Raw genomic sequence first — 20128 nt, forward strand, 5'->3', positions numbered from 1 at the left:
ATTATGGTTTTTCACCCATACGCTAAGTATACAGTAAAACTCAGGGCTGTATAGCAAAAGACTCAAGACTCAGTATTAATGACATTTAGTACTTTAGTCAAATTGTCTTTTGCAAAGGTGTCTAACCATGTCAGATTATTCCACCCTCTCAACCAGGTTAACTGCCTCTTTGCCAACTGCCTTGTAGCGACAATTCCCCGAAAAATCATCTCTTCGTGGTCATAATCGCCATCGAGATAATGCCACATTTGTCTATATCCAACACAACGCATAGAAGGTAAATCCAAATGCAAATCACCTCGGGCTTTTAACGCTTCAACCTCTTGCTGGAAACCATTGTCCACCATGATGTGGAAACGCTTGGCTATTCGGTCGTGCAGTATAGCGCGATCTTGCGGACAAATGGCAAAGTTTTTTACCTCAAAAGGTATAGGAGGCGATTTTTCCTCCTGCAACTCTGTCATAGACCTACCAGCAATGCGATAAACTTCCATCGCACGTAAAAGACGCTGCGGATCATTCGGATGAATTCGAGCAGCAGATACGGGATCGACTTCCGTTAGCTGCTTATGTAACGCGTCCCATCCCGTTTCGTTGACTTCGGCTAATAACGTTTGTCTCACTTTCGCATCGGCTTCGGGTAACGGTGATAGGCCTTCGATTAGCGCCTTGTAATACATCATCGTTCCACCCACCAATAAAGGGACGTTACCTCTCTCAACAATCGCATTCATCTCATTTAATGCATCACGTCGAAACTCTGCGACCGAATAGCTTTGTACCGGATCAAGTATATCAATCAACTTGTGCGGTGCTTTGAGCAACTCTTCAGCAGTTGGCTTAGCAGTACCTATGTCCATTTCTCGATAAATCAAGGCCGAATCGACACTAATTATTTCACATGAGGCATTTTGACACAGCTCAATCGCAAGGTCTGTTTTGCCTGATGCCGTCGGCCCCATTAAAAAAATGGCAAGAGGTTGATTATTTTTCATATTATTCTGCATGTTGCTGCAACCATATTTCTAACGGCACCTCTTTGCTTAATGTCTTAAGTGTAGTTTGTGCATTACCGCTATCCTCACTAAATAACGATTTCACAATTGAATCCGCCTGATCCAACAGATTCATATTGCCCGCAATAGTGCGAGTAAGCGCAGTGAGTAAATCTCCCTCATTGACCGTGCCTGTCAATAACTCCGTTAATATTGGCGCCCAGGGTAAATTTCGATAACCCGCGGGAACTTTACGCACAAGAATTTTGTTTACGGCCCAGCCAATTTCGATACTGTAGTTCAGTAGAGGCTCATATAGCATTTGTGCGTGCGCGAGTAACGAACTATCAGAATGAATGGAAACTGGCATCAAAAGCGGCTGGCTTACCGGCGTATTTTGCATAAAATCAGCGCGTATTTGGTGAGCTTTTGCCTCAACGAGCGATATCGCATAAACACCATTATCTTGGGTGAATAAAATCCACTTCCCAACCACCAAATAATCTGTGCTTCGAGGTGTAACAGGCGGCACACCATCAGTCATCAACTCATAATATCCCTCTACAGCTTTGTCATCTACACGTGGGTGCTTTGGTGTCATTTGGGCACGCGTTGAATGGGAGGAAGCGTAGGATGGGTGTCTTGCTGACGACGAGCTGCCTACATTGTCGTGATGACCGGTTTGCCTCGATTCAGAAAGTGGGTGTCTATTATGATTATGCGCATCCAGCACATCTTGGGGCGCGTGCTGTAGCGGCTTAATATAAGCGTGAGACGGCTCCACCTCTTTGACTTGTGCTGGAGTAGAATGAAAATCTCCCAACCGTTCATTTGGGTTATCTTCAGTAATACCAGCTCCCGGCGTATCAAAAATGGTTGCTCGCTCATGCTCCGAAGCACTACATTGAAGCTGCTCCTGAAGCACATCATTGACTACACGATAGATAAAATCATGCACCATCCTTGCTTCATGAAAACGCACTTCGTGTTTAGCCGGATGAACATTTACATCCACTTCGTCGGGCGGGAGAGTTAAATACAAACAATAGGCAGGGTAAAGCTGACTATCAATTATGCCTTCAAATGCTTGGCGTATCGCATGATTTATTAACTTATCTCGCATCATGCGCCCATTAACATATACATACTGCAAGTCATTTTGGTTGCGCTCACCGCCAGGGCCGACTATCCAGCCAAACAGATTAAACTGCATATATTGGCTATTTATCTGAATCGCTCGCTCTGAAAAGCTGTTACCAAACACCGCAGACACGCGTTTAAATTTATTCTTTTCGTCTGTTATCTTTGGGTACTTCTTTATCAGCTTACCGTTATGCTTGAGCGTAAACGCAACATCAAACCGACTCAATGCAATTCGCTTGATCACTTCTTCTATATGTGAAAACTCGGTTTTTTCTGTGCGTAAAAACTTACGTCTGGCAGGAGTGTTAAAAAATAGGTCAAGCACGTCCACACTGGTGCCGTCAGGGTGTGCAATCGGCTCAAGCTTAACATCCATATCTCGCCCTTCAGCAAACGCTCGCCATGCTTCTCTTTGTGCTTTTGGTTTTGACGACAAAGATAACCGTGCGACTGAGCTGATACTCGCTAGCGCTTCGCCGCGAAACCCCAAGCTGATAATTTGCTCTAAATCATCTAGCGATGCGATTTTGCTAGTGGCATGCCGACTCAGTGCCAAGCTCAATTCATCTTTCGCGATACCTGAGCCATTGTCTCTTACCAAAATACGCTTGTGACCGCCTTTTTCGATTTCGATATCAATTTGTGTCGCGCCTGCATCCAGCGCATTCTCTACCAACTCCTTAATTACTGAGGCTGGCCTTTCAACCACTTCGCCAGCAGCGATTTGGTTAGCAAGAATAGCGGGCAATATCTGTATTGGCACGGATAAACTCTCTTGATAAGTTGACTTAAGTATCGGAAAACTAAATGCTAGGAATTGTCAGAACCTGACCGATACGAACCACATCTGAACGAAGATTGTTCGCTTCTTTAATTTGACTGACACGCACATTATAGCGCTGTGCCAACAAAGACAACGACTCACCACTTTGCACACGATGAGTTCTGTTTTTACTTTTCATCGACGCCCATAACGTGCCATCTGGTGGAGAATTTTCAAAGTAGCGCTTCACCGCATTAAAAATGCGATCAGCCAGTCGCTGACGAAATGCTGCCCAATTGAGATTCTTCTCTTCTTTCGGATTCGAAATAAAACCCGTTTCGACCAATATTGATGGAATATCTGGCGACGTTAATACTGCCAAGCTTGCTGCTTGTGGCGTGCGTTTATGCATCTTTGTAACTTGCTTGAGCTCTGAAATCACTTTTTTACTGACGTCATAACTCGCTGCAATTGAGCGGTCCATCGACATATCAAGTAAAGCAAGTGCTAAATATCGCTCATTGGCGGTATCTTTAATGACTTCCGCTGCACCGCCTAATAGCTCTGAATGGCGCTCGGTTCGTTCCATCCAACGGCCTAACTCGGTGTTAGCTCGGCCCATAGATAGAACCCATACCGATGCACCGTTTGGTTGGGGTGTTGTGAAGGCATCAGCGTGAATAGATACGAACAAATCAGCTCGATGTTTACGTGCAATTTCAGGCCGCTGATTCGGTGACACATAGTAATCACCAGAGCGTGTAAGCACCGCTTTCATCCCTTTTTCAGCATTGATCAAATCTGCGAGCTTTTTACTGACACTCAACGTAATATTCTTTTCATAGGTCCCACCTCGACCAATCGAACCGGGGTCTTCACCACCGTGACCAGCATCAATGGCAATAATGATATCCCTATTCTCATTGTTACTTTCAACAGATTTTGTTGGGGCAGACGCGCTCTCACTGTGGGCAAGATCAACCACTAACCGATTTTTGTAAGGTGGTGTTGGCGGCAAGGCAAAAATTTCTGGCGTGAGCCTGTGCGACAATTCCAATACCACGCGCGTACTGCCTCTGTTTTTCGGCGTGCTGGTACGAATCTTTTTGATAACATCACTATTTTCATTAAGAGAAGCAATACTGAACTTCTCTTTGGTATTAGCAAGGTCAATTACTAATCGGTGAGGATTCGTGAGCGTGAAATAACTGTAATCGGGAGACTCGCTAAGATCAAAAACCACTCGAGTATTTGAGGGCGAGGGCCAAATTCGAACGCCTTCAATTGCATTTTTTGCGAACGCAGTGCCTACTGTCCCAAAGATAAATAGGCTACAAAAAATCAATGTAAGAAAGCGTTTTACTACTCGCATTTTTGTTATTTTATCGCGTTTAAAATTTGGTTTCCATTTTCGCTAAAGGCAGTTAGCGACAGTGTACGACCCTCAGGTTCTATTTCAATACGAATGCCCAAGTCTTGCTCTGCAATACGGCCGTAGCCTTTTTCTGGCCACTCTATCAAGCATAAGCAATCGTCCTGAAAATAATCTCTTATCCCTATAAATTCAAGTTCTTCAGGGTCCGCTAGGCGATATAAATCGAAGTGAAAAACACGCCAATCTTCAATTTCGTAGGGTTCAACCAAGGTATAAGTTGGGCTTTTCACATTTCCAGTATGCCCCAAGCCTTGAATGAATCCACGGCTGAACGTGGTTTTTCCGGCGCCTAAGTCACCCTCAAGAAATATCACTGTGTGCTGCTTACACGCTTTGGCAATAGATGCAGCAAATGCCTCTAACGCCTCTGAAGAACTAAAAAAAACGGAATCTTGCATTAGGTATTTACGAGTTTAACAAATTCACTAATAAGGTCTGTGGCTAGCATACCACGTTGCCCCTGGCTTTTGGCAATATTATCCCCAGCCTGCGCATGCAAACAGACGGAATAACAGGCGGCATCATACGGCGGCATACCTTGTGCCAACATTGCCGACACCACCCCTGTCAGTACGTCACCCATTCCTGCCGTGGCCATGCCTGAATTTCCTCCGGCGCACACTGACATCTGACCTTGTTCGTGAATCAAGGTTCCCGCACCTTTTAAAATACTCGTGACGTGGTACATACGCGTGAGTTCTTCTACCGCTAGATATCGCTGGTCATTCACCTCCTGCACATCTGCATCTAGCAGGCGTGCAGCCTCTGCGGCATGGGGGGTAATCACGGTTAACGGCGTCACTTTTGCGCCCAACGACTGTTTACGCATTTTAGATAACCAATACAATCCATCTGCATCAATCACTAAAGGCTTTGGCGTTCGGCGCACATGATCGAGGGTTTTCATCATGGTTGTTTCTGCCCATTCATCTCGCCCTAAACCGGGCCCTATCGCAATACACGTCGCCCATTTTAGTTGTTCTTCCAGTGCGCTCGATGAGACCATAATCTCTGGCCTTCCTAAACTCACTGCCAGCGTGCTGTTTTCGTGGCAAAACACCTTAACCATGCCCGCGCCTGAACGCATGGCACTTTCCGCTGTCATGCGTATTGCACCGCTCATTTCCGCATTACCACCTATACATAACAAACGACCGTAATGGCTTTTGTGGGTGTCTACTTTTCGTTTAGGTAGGGGTTGATAAGATCCGAAATCTATCCATCTGGCTTTTGGCTGACTCTCCTCTAAAAAGGGGGTAGCAATACCCAAATCATCAAAAATCAACTCACCCGCATAGCCTTTTCCCTGCCCAGTTACCAAGCCAGACTTAATACCCACGAAGGTCACTGTGCATTCAGCTTGAATCACCGTGCCCAGATTTTGGCCAGTGTCAGCATGCATGCCAGACGGAATGTCCACACTCAAAACGGGCGCGGCCGAAGCATTTATTTTGTCGATAACATTGTGATATGGCTCTCGTAATTCACCTGACAACCCAGTTCCCAAAAGCGCGTCAACAATAACGTGCTCATCGCTTTCATCTTGATAATCAGAGCAAGGATTTACACTTCCTCCTTCTTTTTCATACATCTCACGCGCCGTGAGCGCATCCCCTTTTAAGGGTTGTGAGGGTTCAATACTGTACACTGACACCGTCAAGCCATCTTGGCGTGCTTGTGTAGCCAATACGTAACCATCGCCACCGTTATTCCCTGTACCCACAAATACCACTATACGTGTCATCTCAGGCCAGCGATTTCGTAGCGCCCGGTATGCTGAAGTGCCCGCGCGTTCCATCAAGGTCCACATACTGACACCTGCGCGTTTTGCAGCCACAGATTCTTTGTCACGAACTGTACCTGCTACATAAATTTTGTGTGATAAACTGCGCTCTGCAAAGTTATGGAGTAACGGCCTTAATGTCATCTTTTTCGCACCAAGAATTGAACAAACTTAAACAGGATATAAAGGCTTGGGGTAAAGCGCTAGGTTTTCAACAAGTTGGTATTGCTGATATCGATCTTAAACAGCATGAATCTCACCTTCAGGCGTGGTTAGACAAAGGCTACCACGGAGAGATGAATTTTATGGCAGAACATGGCATGAAGCGCGCTAGGCCAGACGAGCTCCATCCCGGCACATTACGGGTGATAAGCGTGCGCATGAACTATCTGCCACCTGATGCCAGCTTTGCTAAAAATTTGAGTGACCGAAACATGGCTTACGTAAGCCGTTATGCGTTAGGACGTGATTATCACAAACTGATGCGAAACAGGTTAAAAAAATTGGGGCAAAAGATCTTTGACGCATGCGATGCACTAAACTTTCGCCCTTTTGTAGATTCCGCGCCGATATTAGAGCATGCCATCGCAGAAAAAGCCGGTATCGGCTGGACGGGTAAGCACTCGTTAACGCTCAATAAGGAGGCGGGCTCATGGTTTTTTCTGGGCGAACTGTTTGTCAATATTCCATTACCTGTAGACGAGCCCATTGAAGAGCACTGTGGTAGTTGCACCGCATGCATAACGATTTGCCCAACGAACGCAATTGTAGAGCCCTATGTAGTGGATGCAAGGCGTTGTATCTCCTATCTCACCATAGAACAAAAAGGCGCTATTCCAGAAGATTTAAGATCACTAATTGGCAATAGAGTTTACGGCTGTGACGATTGTCAGCTCATTTGCCCTTGGAATCGTTACGCCAATATTACCGATGAAGAAGACTTTAAGCCCCGAAAAGATCTCCATGGAAAGTCATTAATAGAGCTATTTTTATGGGATGAAGATACGTTTTTGAAAAAAACCGAGGGCTCTGCTATTCGACGTATCGGCTACGACAAATGGCAACGCAACTTAGCAGTCGGGCTAGGTAATGCGCCCTATGAAGACGCAATTATAGCGGTACTGAAAAAACAGCGTGACAATGCCAGTGATATGGTAAAAGAGCACATTGATTGGGCTATCGAACAGCAAAATTTGCGTAAGCAAGATGCCTTAGATAGAACCACCAAACGTCTAATCCGCAGCGTCGAAAAAGGCCTTCCCAGAGACGCGTAATCTAATCAGTTTTCGGCATGGCTCACAAGAATCTGAAAATATGTTGGGCCATCATCTTTTGATGATGCTCGATGGCTGGTATGCGCATATTGCCACCAATCCTGATTGCGTAAGTCATAAACGATGCCTTCCCATTCGTCTTTATTACCATGATATTGACCATTCATCACACAAACCTGAACAGAGCAACTTAAATTGTATAGCTCAACTTGCGGGCCATACTCGTGCAATTCAAAAAAGTCGGAAATATACGTTTGGGCTTGCCAGTCGGTCTCTTCATCAGGAAAAGAGAAACTGTACAACGCTTTCTCCGCTAACTTCTCTCTTAAACCTTCATTAAGATGCATACCCGTCGAAGTAATATCTGCCTGCGTTGCATCTAACGGGTTTTCTTCCGGCACTGCGGATTGCTGCCATTGAGTAGATGGCGCAGCGGGTGACGCTGGAATCTCAGACAAAACTGGCTGCGGTTCATCTCGTTGAACGTCACTGACGTTATAAGGTGTTTGAGTGGGTGTCTCATCTTTGTCAATGAGACGTTCTTGTTGAGACGTGACACCGATAAAGTAACCGACGATAAGGCCAATCAACGCGCCCAATAACACCTTAATTTGCATGGTCTGTTTCTCTTATGCTTTGTGATAAGGGGCACTTAAACGATGTACCGCATCCACAAATACGCCTGCATGCTCTGGTGGCACGTCAAGATGGATACCGTGCCCAAGATTGAAAACGTGGCCTGAACCTTCACCGAAGCCATCTAAAATTATCGCAACTTCTTCTTCAATACGGGCTGGCGGTGCGTAAAGCATTGATGGGTCCATATTGCCTTGCAACGCCACTTTATCACCAATGCGTGCTTTTGCTTCTGCAATATCAATCGTCCAATCGAGTCCCACTGCATCACACCCCGTTGCGGCAATAGACTCAAGCCACATGCCACCGTTTTTGGTGAATAGGGTCACAGGCACTTTACGGCCTTCATTTTCACGCGTAAGACCATCCACAATTTTATGCATATACTGTAATGAAAATAGCTTGTAATCGCGTGGAGACAGCACACCACCCCATGTATCGAAAATCATTACTGATTGTGCGCCCGCAGCAATTTGTGCATTCAAATACAGAATCACCGAATCTGCCAGTTTATCCAGTAATGCATGAAGTGCGTTAGGATCAGCAAATGCCATTTTTTTAATTTTAGTAAATGCTTTACTCGATCCACCTTCAACCATATAGGTTGCCAATGTCCACGGGCTACCAGAAAAACCAATTAACGGTACATCGCCGTTAAGGCCCTTTCTAATCGTGCGTACAGCATCCATCACATATTTCAGCTCGTCCTCTGGATCTGGTACAGGTAACTTTGCTACGTCAGATGCTGACTCAATCACTTTTTTAAAACGAGGGCCTTCTCCTGTTTCAAAATACAGGCCTTGTCCCATAGCATCAGGAATAGTAAGGATGTCTGAAAAAAGAATGGCAGCATCTAATGGAAAACGACGTAACGGCTGAAGGGTGACTTCACATGCTAATTCAGGGTTTTTGCACAGAGACATAAAGTCACCAGCTTCCGCTCGCGTTGCTTTGTATTCTGGAAGATAACGGCCTGCTTGGCGCATCATCCATACTGGAGTTACATCAACTGGCTGTTTAAGAAGAGCACGTAAATAACGATCGTTTTTCAATTGCTGCATGAAATTCTCAATTTTCGAAAGACAGAATCAGAAAATAGATGGGGCGCGCTATCACCCGTTCAGTGAGGCCGTTACACATATACATGAAAAAGTGTATCTGAAAACATTGTCAATTAATGCAATGCGCGTTTTCACCACCATCCAGTGAATTCGGGCAAGTTTATACCAAAACGGCCTTAGATGGTAACGTTAAGAAAAATAACAATAGATTCTTTGATCTATGCAATATTTTGCATAATTTAACGAGTTTTATGCAAATAAAAGCTTGCACTTTTGCAATAACCTTTGCTATAAAACTACTGCGCTAGTGAGATTATAACAATAAAGAAGCTCGATTAACGAGACCTCCACGCTAATGAAATTCAAGCCCTGCCTCGGTAGGGCTTTTTTATTTCTACAGTGTGATAACCACACAAACTGCAAATATAATGAATCATCACTTATTCATTATTGAGGGCAGCTGTTATAAGTTTTCCTGCAATAGAAAACTCCGGCGGAACAACTGGCAATGTCGCTTTTGAATACCAATTGGCTTCTAGTATTTCATGTCCATCAACCTGAATTTCGCCGCTGTCGTACTCAGCTAAGTAGCCCACCATCAGTGAATGTGGAAATGGCCAAGGCTGGCTGCCAAAATAGCGCAGATTTTTAACGCGAATACCCACTTCTTCCATCACTTCTCGGTGCACTGCATTTTCAAGGCTCTCACCACTTTCAACAAAGCCTGCTAGCGTAGAAAACATACCTCGTTCACGCTGACTAGGTCCTTGAGCAAGTAAGATGTGATCACCTTTTTTAATCGCGACGATAATGCACGGTGAGATACGAGGATAACAACGGTGTTTACAGGTATCGCAATGTGTAGCAAGCTCCCAATCTATTACTCGCATGCGACTACCACATTGCCCGCAGTATTTGTGTGTACGTAAGAATAATATTTGCTGCCAAGCTCTGGCGGCCAGCTCAAAATAGCGATCTTTACCCTGCGTTAAAAATGCCCTTAAACTATGCAGTCTCAAGGCAGAGTCATTTGTGTCTTCGAATCCCATATCCACTGCAAAGCAAGGCGTATGATTAAGCTCTCCAACATGAATCAATTGCTCGGAGTGACGGTGAATCATTGGTAACTCATGCCAGCTCGCGAGAATTAATGCGGGCATATCACCTCGACTGACTATTTTGTCTTTCGAAAAAATTATCCAGTAGGCTTCCTGCTCTTTTCGTAGTTGATTAACAGGCCTAATCATGTTGTGTCCTTTCTAAGCAGTAGAATGCTAACCATAACATGCTCTAACACTATGGTATAAAAGGTCTTTATTTATTTTATCATTTTACTGTTATACTTTGATTAAAATATAGCCTCTCATCATAAAGGAGACGGCGAGATGCTCAACCAAATCGAAATTAGTCAAGCAAATTGGGGTGGTGAAAGTCATCTGATTGACAGATGGCTCGCTGCACGAAAGCGATTACTCGTTTTGTTTTGTGAGCTTTCAGGCCTCACTTCTTCTTCTCAAAAGCAAAAGCCACTCCCATCAGAAGAGCAAACGTTATCCTTCTGCGAAGCGTTAGTAGATTACGTATCAACAGGGCATTTTGAAGTCTATGATCACATGCTAGATGCGTTAGCAGCAGACGCTCACACACAAAAAAAATGCCAAAATATATTGCCTGAATTGTCACAAAGTACCGACGACGCACTGGCCTTTAATGATATGTTTACATCAGAGAATCCGAATTGGAAAACCTTCGATACTGCGCTTTCCATGCTAGGGCAAAGTATGGAACAGCGGTTTGGGTTGGAAGACATACTGATTCAAGCCCTGTATGAATTGTCTGTTGAACAAAGCTAAGTGAAGTTTCACGTTTCGATTGAATCGCTGTGATTGATAGATGATTACCCTTTACACGCCCTGATTCTATCGTTACCCTTTTCAAACTTATCCCTATTTATGTTTATGCTAAACTAGCAATAAAAGAGATCTAAAATTCAAGTATGACAGTAGCAACACAAGTCGACAAAGCGAAAGCGTTCTGTGAAAAGAAAGGCGCTAGATTCACACACTTACGTGAAAAAGTGTATGAATTGCTATTGCGCCAACAGGGGTCTGTGGGCGCTTATGAATTGCTCGATAGTTTAAAAGAAACCGAATCGAGCGCAAAGCCTGCTACTGTATACAGAACACTTGATTTTTTGATGGAACTTGGCCTGATTCATCGGTTGGAGTCAACCAATGCATTTGTGGCTTGCCATCACTTTGACTGTAATCACCCTGTGCAATTCCTTATTTGCGATAAGTGTGGAGAGGTCAGAGAAATACAGTCTGCGGGATTAAAAGAAACCCTAGACAATCAAGCAGCAAGTCACGGGTTTAAAGTAACGAAACAAACTATTGAAGCACATGGAACCTGCTCTGCGTGTCAGTAGAAAATAACTGACGAGCAGGTAAATTGAAAATACCGTTTCAATAAGTGAAAGGTTGTATCATTGGAAAGATGCGGAAAAGCTGACTAGTGTTTTGTAGCACATAAATCTATCGTCGTATCCCATCGCAATGTTGTGAGGATTATTCCAGAATATGAATGTTGAATTTATCAACCCATTTATCTCATCACTGATGAATGTGCTGAAGACCATGGCTCAAACAGAACTTAAGCCAGGCAAACCAAAGCGTAAAACCGACGAGCAAGCGCGTGGCGATGTATCTGGTTTGATTGGCATGGTTGGGCCGCAGGTTAAGGGCTCATTGTCCATCACCTTCGAAGAACAACTTGCGTTGGAAATCATGGAGCGCATGGTAGGAGAACGGCCTGCATCATTAGATGCAGAAGTCACCGATATGGTAGGCGAAATCACCAACATGATTTGCGGCGGCGCAAAAAGTGAATTAGCCGACAAAGGCTACGAATTTGGTATGGCGACGCCAGTGATTGTTACGGGTAAAGGACACACTATCACACACCAGGTTGATGGCCCGAAAGTCATTATGCCATTTGCCAGCGAATGGGGCTTTGCCTATCTAGAAATATGTTTTGATAGATAATGTGGCAACAAACTATTATTCATATTCCTCCTAAAGCTAGGGGCTTTCATTTAATCACATCAGAGGTGGTAAGCCAGCTACCCCAGATAAGCTATTACGACACTGGTGTGCTAGAACTCTTTATTCAGCACACCAGTGCTAGTCTCACTATCAACGAAAACGCCGATCCTACGGTAAGAGCAGATTTTGAGCGCCATTTTTCGCATTTAGTGCCTGAAGATATGCCGTACTACACCCATACCTATGAGGGATCCGATGATATGCCCGCGCACCTCAAAGCCAGTTTGCTCGGACACAGCCTGACGATACCCATCGGAAGCGGGAAATTAATGCTAGGTACATGGCAGGGAATTTATCTGGGTGAGCACCGCAATCATGGCGGACAACGTAGCATCGTTGCAACGTTAAACGGAAATATCAACCAAGAATAATAAGGTCGTGTCACTAGCTGTATCAGTACACGAAGGAATTCAGTACACACAATGAGGACATGAGCATGTTTAAGAAGCTTTTGCTTTCTTCCATTTTACTAGGTATCACTTCAGTTGCCGCCGCTAGCGAAAAAAGTGAGGGCAACAGTTGGGTTGGTGGCTTTTTCGAATATTATAACCCAGACGGTGACAAGCCTCTTCCTAATGGATATCTAGATGATGGTGAAGGCTACGGTGCCGAATTTGGCTACCGTTTTGCTCCAGACTGGGCTGCGCGCTTTGAAGTTTCAAAAGTTAAACTCGATATTGATTTTTCTCGGGCAGCTGGCATCACAGATTTTAATGACGAAGGCACACGCTATGGCGTTGACGCTTTGTATTTTGTTAACGACAGTGCCACATTCCTCTTTTCGGGCCTAAAGTTTGCCACTTACGGCAACGATCATAAATTACTCAACCTCGGACTAGGCCGACATTGGAAATTGTCAGAAAAATGGGTACTTGTCAGTGAAGCGGCTGTGTATCATGACTTTGGCGAAAGCCACAGAGATGTTGGTTTTAAGTTAGGACTCGCTTATACAACTGGAGACATACCAACCCGCTCTGACACTGCAGACGATGACAGAGATGGCGTAGATAATGGCTATGACCAATGTCCTAACACCCCTCTTGGTACCGCAGTAGATAGTAACGGCTGTCCGCTTGATTCTGATAAAGACGGAGTAACCGATGAGAAAGATGCGTGCCCCGACACCCCCGCAGGTATGAGTGTAAACGAACGTGGATGTCCATCTGATGCTGATGGTGATGGCGTACCAAATGCCACAGATAAATGCCCAAATACTCCCAAAGGTACAAAGGTAGGTAAAAAAGGCTGTGCATTATCTCTAGACAGCGACCAAGATGGCGTATTAGATGCCAATGATAAATGCCCGAATACGCCACTAACCGATAAAGTCGATGTTACGGGTTGCAGTATCTTTATGGAAAAAGAAGTACGCGAAACCTTAGAGATACTTTTTGCACACGAAAGTGCCGTTATTGGAAATCCAGACGCGTCAAAAATTAAAGAATTCGCTGACTTTATGAAGCGCTTTCCCAATACAGTTGCAACAATAGAAGGCCACACTTCTGCGCCAGGCTCTGAGGCCTATAATATGGATTTATCAGACCGTCGTGCAAAAGCCGTTAAAGTCCTATTAAGCGAGATTTATAACATTGATGCAGCTCGACTAAAAACGATTGGGTATGGTGAATCTCGTTTACTTGATACGTCTAACACGAGCGAAGCACATCGCGTTAACCGACGCATCGAAGCGGTGGTTACAGCCAATGAAAAGGTAAAACTCAAGCGTTAAGCATCACCTCTTAAAGTGAGCGCACGCTAACACTTCAGATATATTTATATGAAGTGTCTAAGTAAAAAAGCCAGCTTAATGACTTAAGCTGGCTTTTCTGCATCTCACGCTACCCTCTAGGCAGATAATCTGAAAGCAGCAATGCAATACCAAGAAATGACATAAAGCCCGCAATATCCGTAACAGTGGTCAACACAATAGACGAAGATTGCGCAGGATCGAGCCCCGATTTTTTTAAAATAATGGGCACTAGCGCACCAGCACTACACGCAATAGTTAAAGACACCACCATCGCAATTGCAATCACCGCAGTTAGCCCCAATGATTGACTCCACACATACACACCTAGGGCACAGGTAATAGCAACCGCTAAACCATTTAACAGTCCTGTCATCATCTCTTTTGATAGTACTTTTGACCAATGGCGCGTGGTAATTTCACGCAAGGTTAATCCGCGCATCGTCACAGCTAAAGCTTGTGCTCCCGCATTTCCAGACTGCCCCGCGGCCACTGGCAGCAAAATGGCCAGCGCCGTAATTTCAGAAATGAGTCCTTCAAAAGCACCAACGACGGATGCCGCAGCAAAGGCTGTTAATAAATTAACCTGCAACCAAGGTAAACGTTTTTTCACAGAAAACCAGCTCGTTGACAGTGCCCGCTCTTCCTTGCTTACCCCAACCATGGTTTGCATGTCTGTGGCTAAATCTTCTTTGGTAGTTTGGTATACATCAATAAAACGTATCATTCCCACCAATTGGCGATGCAAATTCAACACCGCCAACGCAGAACCTCGGTATGCTTCAAACTTTTCGACCACTTCATCATTACTGTCTAAAGCATTGAGGGTAGTTTTAACGTCAGATGCAATCTCCTCTAACCGAGCATTTGCACTGCTTTGAATCAATTGATGCAACTCCACTTCACCCACTAAATGCTGTTCGGCGTCCAAAACGAACAACACATCCTGGCTATGTAGTTTTCGGTGTTTAATGTGTTGCAACACATCCTTTACCCGCATACCGCCGCTAAAGGCATGAACGTGGGTCGTCATCATTCTGCCTGCAGTATTGTCTGGGTACACAAGCAAGTCTGCGATTTCCTGCTGAAGAGATTCGCTTAATGTTGCCATAACGTTGTGTCTAGTATCTTCATCTAACCGCCCCATTAATGTTGCAGCGATATGGATGTCCAATTGCGACATTAAGTCGGTACCGAAGCTGCTATCAAGTGCGACAAAGATATCATCGGCAGAACTAGCAGGTAAAAATCGCCACACAATCGCCACTAAATACACTGGCTGACATTGTAAAATTTGTGCGGCTTCCGGTGCAGACATTCGCTCCAAAAAACGTGCACTTTTACCTGGATAACGTTTAATAAACGTCTGAGTTAGTTCAAACGTGGCTTGGTCTAACACCGCTTCATTAGCAGACATGAGAACTCCCGAGATTAATCACTAGACAAGAACGTCACTTCATCAACAAGATTGGCGAGCACGGCACCGTATGCGTTGATCAGAGCAACACCGATTGAATGCTCTTTTTGTTTACGGCTTGCCTGCAAGTTAATCGCATTACGAAGCGCATGATGGTAAACCACGCCCACAAAGGCATTTTTTCGATTTACCACCGCGCTCACATCACTGTTTTCCCAAACGGGCATTCCCAACGCTGCACTTTGTTCTGTGTAGCCGCTCAGCACCATAGGTGGATGCGTCATAATATCTGCAACTAGCGCGTTATTCGGAGCACGTATAAGATCGTAAATAGACAAGCTACCAATAAGATGACGATCTTTACTTAGCACATACAAGGTCTTTGCATTGGGAAACGCGCGCTTCTTCGCACGAATGCTAGCTTCTTCCACGGTCATCTTTGCATCAAAGGTGAGTACATCTGTTTCCACCAACGCCCCCACCGTATAAGAAGGATAGTGAATCAGGGTTTCACACCGAACACGTTTTTTAGCGGGCAGTAAAGACAACTTCTGAGTTCGTGTAGATACTGGCATTAAACGCAATATCTGACTTAAATCTGTCACCGTCATTTCTACAAATAGCGGCGTAACATAGTCATCTGCCATATCCTGAATAACGCTGGCAGCAATACTGGGTAACATAAACTTGAACACATCTGCCGCTATCGCAGCAGGCGCAGCCGTTAACACGGCAATCACTTGCGGTTCTGGAATTTGCTCCAATCGATGGGCGGCAGCAGCAGGCTCTTCTTTTAAAAAAGCAATCGCCAGTTTTTTGTCTGCGCTATTCATTGCCCCTCCTGCTTGCCTAAATCAACATGCGTGATTGACTCCATGCAGTGTCTGGCAGGTAATATGGCGCGCCCCTCGTCTGTTTCGAGCACTATCATCGTGGCTGTAACTTGAATTAAGGTGCCCTCAGTATCACCCATTCTCACCCGTTCATTTACGCGAAAATGCGCTTTGCACTGACGCGCGCCCAAGATGTTTGCAACTAAATCTTTGCTGCCTAACCCAAATGCGAGCGATACACCAAAAACCATGACGCCACTGACAACAATCACCAGATTGGTAACGAATTGCAAATTGATGCCTAGCTGCTCGATACCTACTACCATAGCGGTGAAAATCACAGCAAGCTTACTCACGTTTGCAATCAATTGACTACGCTTGAACCCCGCAGTTTCTGCCGCAGCTTGCGCCATTACGCTAATGACACTGCCTAACAGGTAACCACCAAAGATAATTACAATGCCAGCCAATAAGCGCGGTACATAAGCAAGCAATTGGCTTATCCAAGTAGCAAAGAAATCCAAGCCTAGATTCGACGTTGCCGCAGCGACAAAGAACAACATCACGAGCCAGAAAATAGTTCTGCTCACAATTAAGGCGTGAGAAGGTTTAATTTCACTGATTTTTTCGGAAAACAGACTTGACGAAAATCGCGAGACTAAGCGACTAGACAATTTAAGTAATGTTTGCGTTAACCGAGATAATGACCACGCCACAACCCAACCAATAAACAACAATATGACCGCGCCAAATAGATTTGGTGTGTAAGTCAGTAGGTAAGCAATCAGTTGCTCGTAACTTTGCTCCAGAGCAGATTGCCAGTTTGGTGTGCTCATGACTGTGTATCCTTTGAGTCATGACGATAAGTTGCAGGCTTAGCACGCGCTCCACGAAGCGGCTTACTTAGCAATCCGTTTGTCATTTTTTACTCCACATTTCAGACTGTTACAGGTGCCCGAAGAGAGACTTTCGGACTGCCCGGTGCTTACTTCAGTGTAGTATAAGAAGTTGATTTGACGAGAAATTATTTTAGGTGGAATAAAAAGGAATGGGCGTCTTATCCGCTGAAGAAAGTTGCGGTTGGCTTAACATTGGCACGGGCTTCTCAATGAAATACCCTTGAACAAAATCAACGCCAATCTCCTTGAGGCAATTCAAAGCGGCTTCGTTCTCAATAAACTCGGCGATCACTTTGATTCCCATAGTATGAGCAATTTCGGTGATTGACCGAACGACCATTTGATTCACCGGATCATTTTCAATGTTCAAACAAAACGAGCCATCAATTTTGACAAAATCTACGGGGAGCTTGGTAAGATAATTATATGACGCATAACCACTGCCAAAATCATCCACTGCAAACTTAGCGCCTAAACACTTCATTTGCACGACAAGCTCTGATGACTCTGACAAATTATTAAGCGCGGCACTTTCTGTTAGTTCAAAACAGAGCTTTTGACTAATGTGAGGATGCGCCTCAAGTAAGTCGAGCAAATAAGGCAAAAAGTTTCTATCCGACAAGGTCTGGGCGCTAAGATTCACCGTGGCCATGTCTAAACGAGCCAGCAGATCAGGGTGGCGATTGAGTTCATCTACTAATGCGCTAATCACCCATTTATCTATATTAACCATCACATTGTAGCGTTCGGCAGTATCAATAAAAGCGCCTGGCATTAACAGCCCACCTTCATGATGCATGCGAATCAGCACTTCAAACCCATTGAATGAGGCATCATGAAGTGACTCAATCTTTTGTCTGAACAAAACAAAGCGACTGTTCTCAATGGCTTCATGAATCGTTAGCAGCATATTTTTTGCCGTCATCTGGCGACGCACATCTTCTTCGTTTTCATCCATATACACAAAACGATTGCGCCCTAATTCTTTTGCCATCATGCAAACGGAGTCGGCTTTATTCATTAAAATAGCCACGCTTTGTGCGTACTTATTAATCGGCACAATACCGATGCTGGCCCCCACATCAAAATGCTTTTCATCCCACGTAAACCGATACCTTGCCAGATGACGTTGAACATCGCTGGCTAAAGCTTCACATGCATCACGCCCTAGATTACGCATAATAATTGCAAATTCATCGCCGCCAATGCGTGCCAAACATGCTGATTCAGAGAACAGCGATTTAAACATCGTCGCCAATTGCTTAAGCAATTCATCGCCCGCATGATGTCCGCAGGTGTCGTTAACTAGCTTAAACCTATCAAGGTCAATATAAAAAAGCGCATGCTGACCGCATTGATGGCGAGTTTCATGGATAACACTGTAAAGCGCTTCTTGAAATGCATTCCGATTACATAAGCCGGTTAGTTGGTCGACCTTAGCCAAATACACTAGCTGCTCTTCGCTTCGCTTGCGCTCACTAATATCTACCACCGACCCCTCGATAATATGGGTTTTTTCAAGCGGATCGAGCACTTTACGTAAACGCAGTTGCGCCCAAAAAGGTGGTTTATCAACAGGCTGTAACTCTAGATCCATCATGACATGGTCGTGCTCTAGCACGTCTGCGAGTAAATCATTTTCTTCCAGCGTTAACGCCCGAATGTTCGACACATCCTGCTTAAGCATATCTATGTGAGGTTCGTTTAGCAGCGCCAGCATGGTGTTGTTAGCAGCAATAAAGTCCCCTTTCATATTCAGACGAAACAGACCTTCTGACGAGTTCTGATAAAGCTCCTCGAATTTTTTGAGCGTTGCAATGGCTTTTGTTTGAGCGCTTTCACGCGCTCTTTTTTCTTGATTCACGCGATCTGCCAACGCCAATGAAAGTAAGCTCACCACGCCCGCTGCGCCGATATGAAAAGAATACTCGGTATACCAAGTACGTGGTAACACACCAAATTTATTCAAAATGAATATACAAATCGACACCACAAAAAATGAAAAGGCAAGCAAAAAGTAGCGAGCTGGCGTATAGCCCTTAATAAATAGCGCTGCTGCTTTGAAGTAAACGGCCACAGGCACCGCAGCGATGCTCACAGCAAGGGATACAACCAAGTAGTGATTTGGCACAAACGGGGTGATACACAGGCCAAGTAACGAGAAGCCAGTTACGGCTTTGACGAGTAATCGCGTAAAGGTGCTATTTTCGGCCAAATTTAGAAAATAATAAGCAAACATCACAAGATGAATCAGCGCCAAGCTGCCCATCACGTACAAGCTTTTGTCATTCCACTCTACCGCTTGAGGCCATAAATAGGCATAGCTGATACCTGTAAGATCCGTTTGTACCAATGCATAAAAGAACAACGTTAGTGCAAACAGTAGATAGGCTTTGTCCAGCGTAGAGAAGAACAACAAAAAGTTGTACAGGGCCATTAGCACCATCGCACCAATAAACAAGCCAAACACCAATAACTCAAAGCTGAGAAAGCTCACATAATCATCAGGATGCCAGATTTTAATTGGGATTTGCATAGACGATAGGGTGTCTACACGAATTCGAATATCTCGCTTTTCGTTAGGTGCAAGCTCAATGGGAAAAGTAAAAGCCGGATGCTTAACGGGACGCTCATGAAAAGGCAATTTATCGCCGGTTTTGACAACCTTGAGTAAACGATTTTGGTCGTCTACATGATAAAAATCAATGTAATCCAGAAGCGGATGATTGATTTCTACATAAGCGAGCTGTCGTTCATGACTGCTATTGTGTACCGAGAAGACAAACCATTTAACGTCTGCCATAAAGCCGTAATTAGGTGAATGAACACGCACCGATCTCAGGGCATTGCACTGCCTAACGGTATACACCGTGACATCATCACATTGATTTTCACTCGCCTCGTACATGATGCCATTAAGCTCAACCGCTCCACCATTCAATACGCCAATATCTACAGAGGATGCGGAATCATACGCTTTGCAAGAAAAGCTAAGTAGGCAAACGAAAAAAAACGCAATGAGGCGAACCACGAAAATC

Annotated in this window: 18 protein-coding genes; 6 read left to right on the top strand and 12 right to left on the bottom strand. The window is 44.7% G+C overall.

Annotation, left to right across the window (positions count from 1 at the left end; all coding sequences use genetic code 11):
- Window positions 1-62 precede the first annotated feature (62 nt).
- Genes miaA through OE749_RS18035 form a run of 5 tightly spaced genes read right to left on the bottom strand, consistent with a single transcriptional unit; the run spans window position 63 to window position 6263 of the window.
- The gene (gene miaA / locus OE749_RS18015) at window positions 63-1007 is read right to left on the bottom strand and encodes a tRNA (adenosine(37)-N6)-dimethylallyltransferase MiaA (protein WP_404828205.1); all 945 of its coding nucleotides are present in this window, start codon (window positions 1005-1007) and stop codon (window positions 63-65) included.
- Window positions 997-2901: a DNA mismatch repair endonuclease MutL gene (mutL, locus tag OE749_RS18020; protein ID WP_263713888.1), complete on the bottom strand. Its 1905-nt coding sequence runs from the start codon at window positions 2899-2901 to the stop codon at window positions 997-999. The genes miaA and mutL overlap by 11 nt, the downstream gene beginning before the upstream one ends.
- Before the next feature lie 40 nt (window positions 2902-2941).
- A complete protein-coding gene (locus tag OE749_RS18025) occupies window positions 2942-4273 on the bottom strand; it encodes an N-acetylmuramoyl-L-alanine amidase (RefSeq protein WP_263713889.1) in 1332 nt (443 codons plus the stop codon).
- Window positions 4274-4278: 5 nt separating this feature from the next.
- On the bottom strand, window positions 4279-4734 hold the full coding sequence (gene tsaE / locus OE749_RS18030; protein ID WP_263713890.1) for a tRNA (adenosine(37)-N6)-threonylcarbamoyltransferase complex ATPase subunit type 1 TsaE: 456 nt from the start codon (window positions 4732-4734) through the stop codon (window positions 4279-4281).
- Window positions 4734-6263 carry an NAD(P)H-hydrate dehydratase gene (locus OE749_RS18035; RefSeq protein WP_263713891.1) on the bottom strand — a complete coding sequence of 510 codons (1530 nt, stop codon included), beginning with the start codon at window positions 6261-6263 and terminating at the stop codon, window positions 4734-4736. The genes tsaE and OE749_RS18035 overlap by 1 nt, the downstream gene beginning before the upstream one ends.
- On the opposite strand from OE749_RS18035, the gene queG reads away from it, so the two are divergent.
- Window positions 6257-7393, top strand: coding sequence for a tRNA epoxyqueuosine(34) reductase QueG (queG, locus tag OE749_RS18040; RefSeq protein WP_263713892.1), 1137 nt, complete (start codon window positions 6257-6259; stop codon window positions 7391-7393). The genes OE749_RS18035 and queG overlap by 7 nt on opposite strands.
- Before the next feature lie 5 nt (window positions 7394-7398).
- Here queG and OE749_RS18045 read toward each other — a convergent pair whose 3' ends face one another.
- The 3 genes from OE749_RS18045 to nudC all read right to left on the bottom strand — a co-directional run bounded on the left by OE749_RS18045 (window position 7399) and on the right by nudC (window position 10337).
- Complete coding sequence (locus OE749_RS18045) at window positions 7399-8010, bottom strand: hypothetical protein (RefSeq protein ID WP_263713893.1); 612 nt, start codon at window positions 8008-8010, stop codon at window positions 7399-7401.
- A 12-nt stretch (window positions 8011-8022) separates the two neighbouring features.
- Window positions 8023-9090, bottom strand: coding sequence for a uroporphyrinogen decarboxylase (hemE, locus tag OE749_RS18050; RefSeq protein ID WP_263713894.1), 1068 nt, complete (start codon window positions 9088-9090; stop codon window positions 8023-8025).
- Window positions 9091-9530: 440 nt separating this feature from the next.
- The gene (gene nudC, locus OE749_RS18055) at window positions 9531-10337 is read right to left on the bottom strand and encodes an NAD(+) diphosphatase (protein ID WP_263713895.1); all 807 of its coding nucleotides are present in this window, start codon (window positions 10335-10337) and stop codon (window positions 9531-9533) included.
- 138 nt (window positions 10338-10475) lie between these two features.
- On the opposite strand from nudC, the gene rsd reads away from it, so the two are divergent.
- The 5 genes from rsd to OE749_RS18080 all read left to right on the top strand — a co-directional run bounded on the left by rsd (window position 10476) and on the right by OE749_RS18080 (window position 13923).
- Entirely contained in the window at window positions 10476-10943 is a 468-nt protein-coding gene (gene rsd / locus OE749_RS18060; RefSeq protein WP_263713896.1) for a sigma D regulator, read from the top strand.
- 143 nt (window positions 10944-11086) lie between these two features.
- A complete protein-coding gene (locus OE749_RS18065; protein WP_263713897.1) occupies window positions 11087-11518 on the top strand; it encodes a transcriptional repressor in 432 nt (143 codons plus the stop codon).
- 151 nt (window positions 11519-11669) lie between these two features.
- Window positions 11670-12134, top strand: a complete 465-nt coding sequence (locus OE749_RS18070; RefSeq protein WP_263713898.1) for a chemotaxis protein CheX — start codon at window positions 11670-11672, stop codon at window positions 12132-12134.
- On the top strand, window positions 12134-12565 hold the full coding sequence (locus tag OE749_RS18075; RefSeq protein ID WP_404828207.1) for a secondary thiamine-phosphate synthase enzyme YjbQ: 432 nt from the start codon (window positions 12134-12136) through the stop codon (window positions 12563-12565). Before OE749_RS18070 ends, OE749_RS18075 begins: the two co-directional genes overlap by 1 nt.
- A gap of 65 nt (window positions 12566-12630) precedes the next feature.
- Window positions 12631-13923: an OmpA family protein gene (locus OE749_RS18080; protein ID WP_263713899.1), complete on the top strand. Its 1293-nt coding sequence runs from the start codon at window positions 12631-12633 to the stop codon at window positions 13921-13923.
- Between the two features lie 109 nt (window positions 13924-14032).
- Here OE749_RS18080 and OE749_RS18085 read toward each other — a convergent pair whose 3' ends face one another.
- The 4 genes from OE749_RS18085 to OE749_RS18100 form a co-directional block, all read right to left on the bottom strand.
- Window positions 14033-15358 carry a magnesium transporter gene (locus OE749_RS18085; RefSeq protein WP_263713900.1) on the bottom strand — a complete coding sequence of 442 codons (1326 nt, stop codon included), beginning with the start codon at window positions 15356-15358 and terminating at the stop codon, window positions 14033-14035.
- 14 nt (window positions 15359-15372) lie between these two features.
- A complete protein-coding gene (locus tag OE749_RS18090) occupies window positions 15373-16191 on the bottom strand; it encodes a magnesium transporter MgtE N-terminal domain-containing protein (protein WP_263713901.1) in 819 nt (272 codons plus the stop codon).
- Entirely contained in the window at window positions 16188-17027 is an 840-nt protein-coding gene (locus tag OE749_RS18095; protein ID WP_263713902.1) for a mechanosensitive ion channel family protein, read from the bottom strand. The genes OE749_RS18090 and OE749_RS18095 overlap by 4 nt, the downstream gene beginning before the upstream one ends.
- Before the next feature lie 193 nt (window positions 17028-17220).
- Entirely contained in the window at window positions 17221-20121 is a 2901-nt protein-coding gene (locus OE749_RS18100; RefSeq protein WP_263713903.1) for an EAL domain-containing protein, read from the bottom strand.
- Window positions 20122-20128: the final 7 nt, after the last annotated feature.

Origin of the sequence: Fluctibacter corallii, assembly GCF_025751585.1 — a bacterium.
GTDB classification, from domain to species: domain Bacteria; phylum Pseudomonadota; class Gammaproteobacteria; order Enterobacterales; family Alteromonadaceae; genus Fluctibacter_A; species Fluctibacter_A corallii.

What these genes read in the sequence shown, in the direction of transcription:
- rsd (WP_263713896.1), top strand. Translation starts at nt 10,476, where the DNA reads ATGCTCAACCAAATCGAAATTAGTCAAGCAAATTGGGGTGGTGAAAGT.
- OE749_RS18090 (WP_263713901.1), bottom strand. Translation starts at nt 16,191, where the DNA reads ATGAATAGCGCAGACAAAAAACTGGCGATTGCTTTTTTAAAAGAAGAG.
- tsaE (WP_263713890.1), bottom strand. Translation starts at nt 4,734, where the DNA reads ATGCAAGATTCCGTTTTTTTTAGTTCTTCAGAGGCGTTAGAGGCATTT.
- queG (WP_263713892.1), top strand. Translation starts at nt 6,257, where the DNA reads ATGTCATCTTTTTCGCACCAAGAATTGAACAAACTTAAACAGGATATA.
- OE749_RS18035 (WP_263713891.1), bottom strand. Translation starts at nt 6,263, where the DNA reads ATGACATTAAGGCCGTTACTCCATAACTTTGCAGAGCGCAGTTTATCA.
- OE749_RS18085 (WP_263713900.1), bottom strand. Translation starts at nt 15,358, where the DNA reads ATGTCTGCTAATGAAGCGGTGTTAGACCAAGCCACGTTTGAACTAACT.
- OE749_RS18065 (WP_263713897.1), top strand. Translation starts at nt 11,087, where the DNA reads ATGACAGTAGCAACACAAGTCGACAAAGCGAAAGCGTTCTGTGAAAAG.
- miaA (WP_404828205.1), bottom strand. Translation starts at nt 1,007, where the DNA reads ATGCAGAATAATATGAAAAATAATCAACCTCTTGCCATTTTTTTAATG.
- OE749_RS18095 (WP_263713902.1), bottom strand. Translation starts at nt 17,027, where the DNA reads ATGAGCACACCAAACTGGCAATCTGCTCTGGAGCAAAGTTACGAGCAA.
- OE749_RS18075 (WP_404828207.1), top strand. Translation starts at nt 12,134, where the DNA reads ATGTGGCAACAAACTATTATTCATATTCCTCCTAAAGCTAGGGGCTTT.
- hemE (WP_263713894.1), bottom strand. Translation starts at nt 9,090, where the DNA reads ATGCAGCAATTGAAAAACGATCGTTATTTACGTGCTCTTCTTAAACAG.
- OE749_RS18045 (WP_263713893.1), bottom strand. Translation starts at nt 8,010, where the DNA reads ATGCAAATTAAGGTGTTATTGGGCGCGTTGATTGGCCTTATCGTCGGT.
- OE749_RS18070 (WP_263713898.1), top strand. Translation starts at nt 11,670, where the DNA reads ATGAATGTTGAATTTATCAACCCATTTATCTCATCACTGATGAATGTG.
- OE749_RS18025 (WP_263713889.1), bottom strand. Translation starts at nt 4,273, where the DNA reads ATGCGAGTAGTAAAACGCTTTCTTACATTGATTTTTTGTAGCCTATTT.
- nudC (WP_263713895.1), bottom strand. Translation starts at nt 10,337, where the DNA reads ATGATTAGGCCTGTTAATCAACTACGAAAAGAGCAGGAAGCCTACTGG.
- OE749_RS18080 (WP_263713899.1), top strand. Translation starts at nt 12,631, where the DNA reads ATGTTTAAGAAGCTTTTGCTTTCTTCCATTTTACTAGGTATCACTTCA.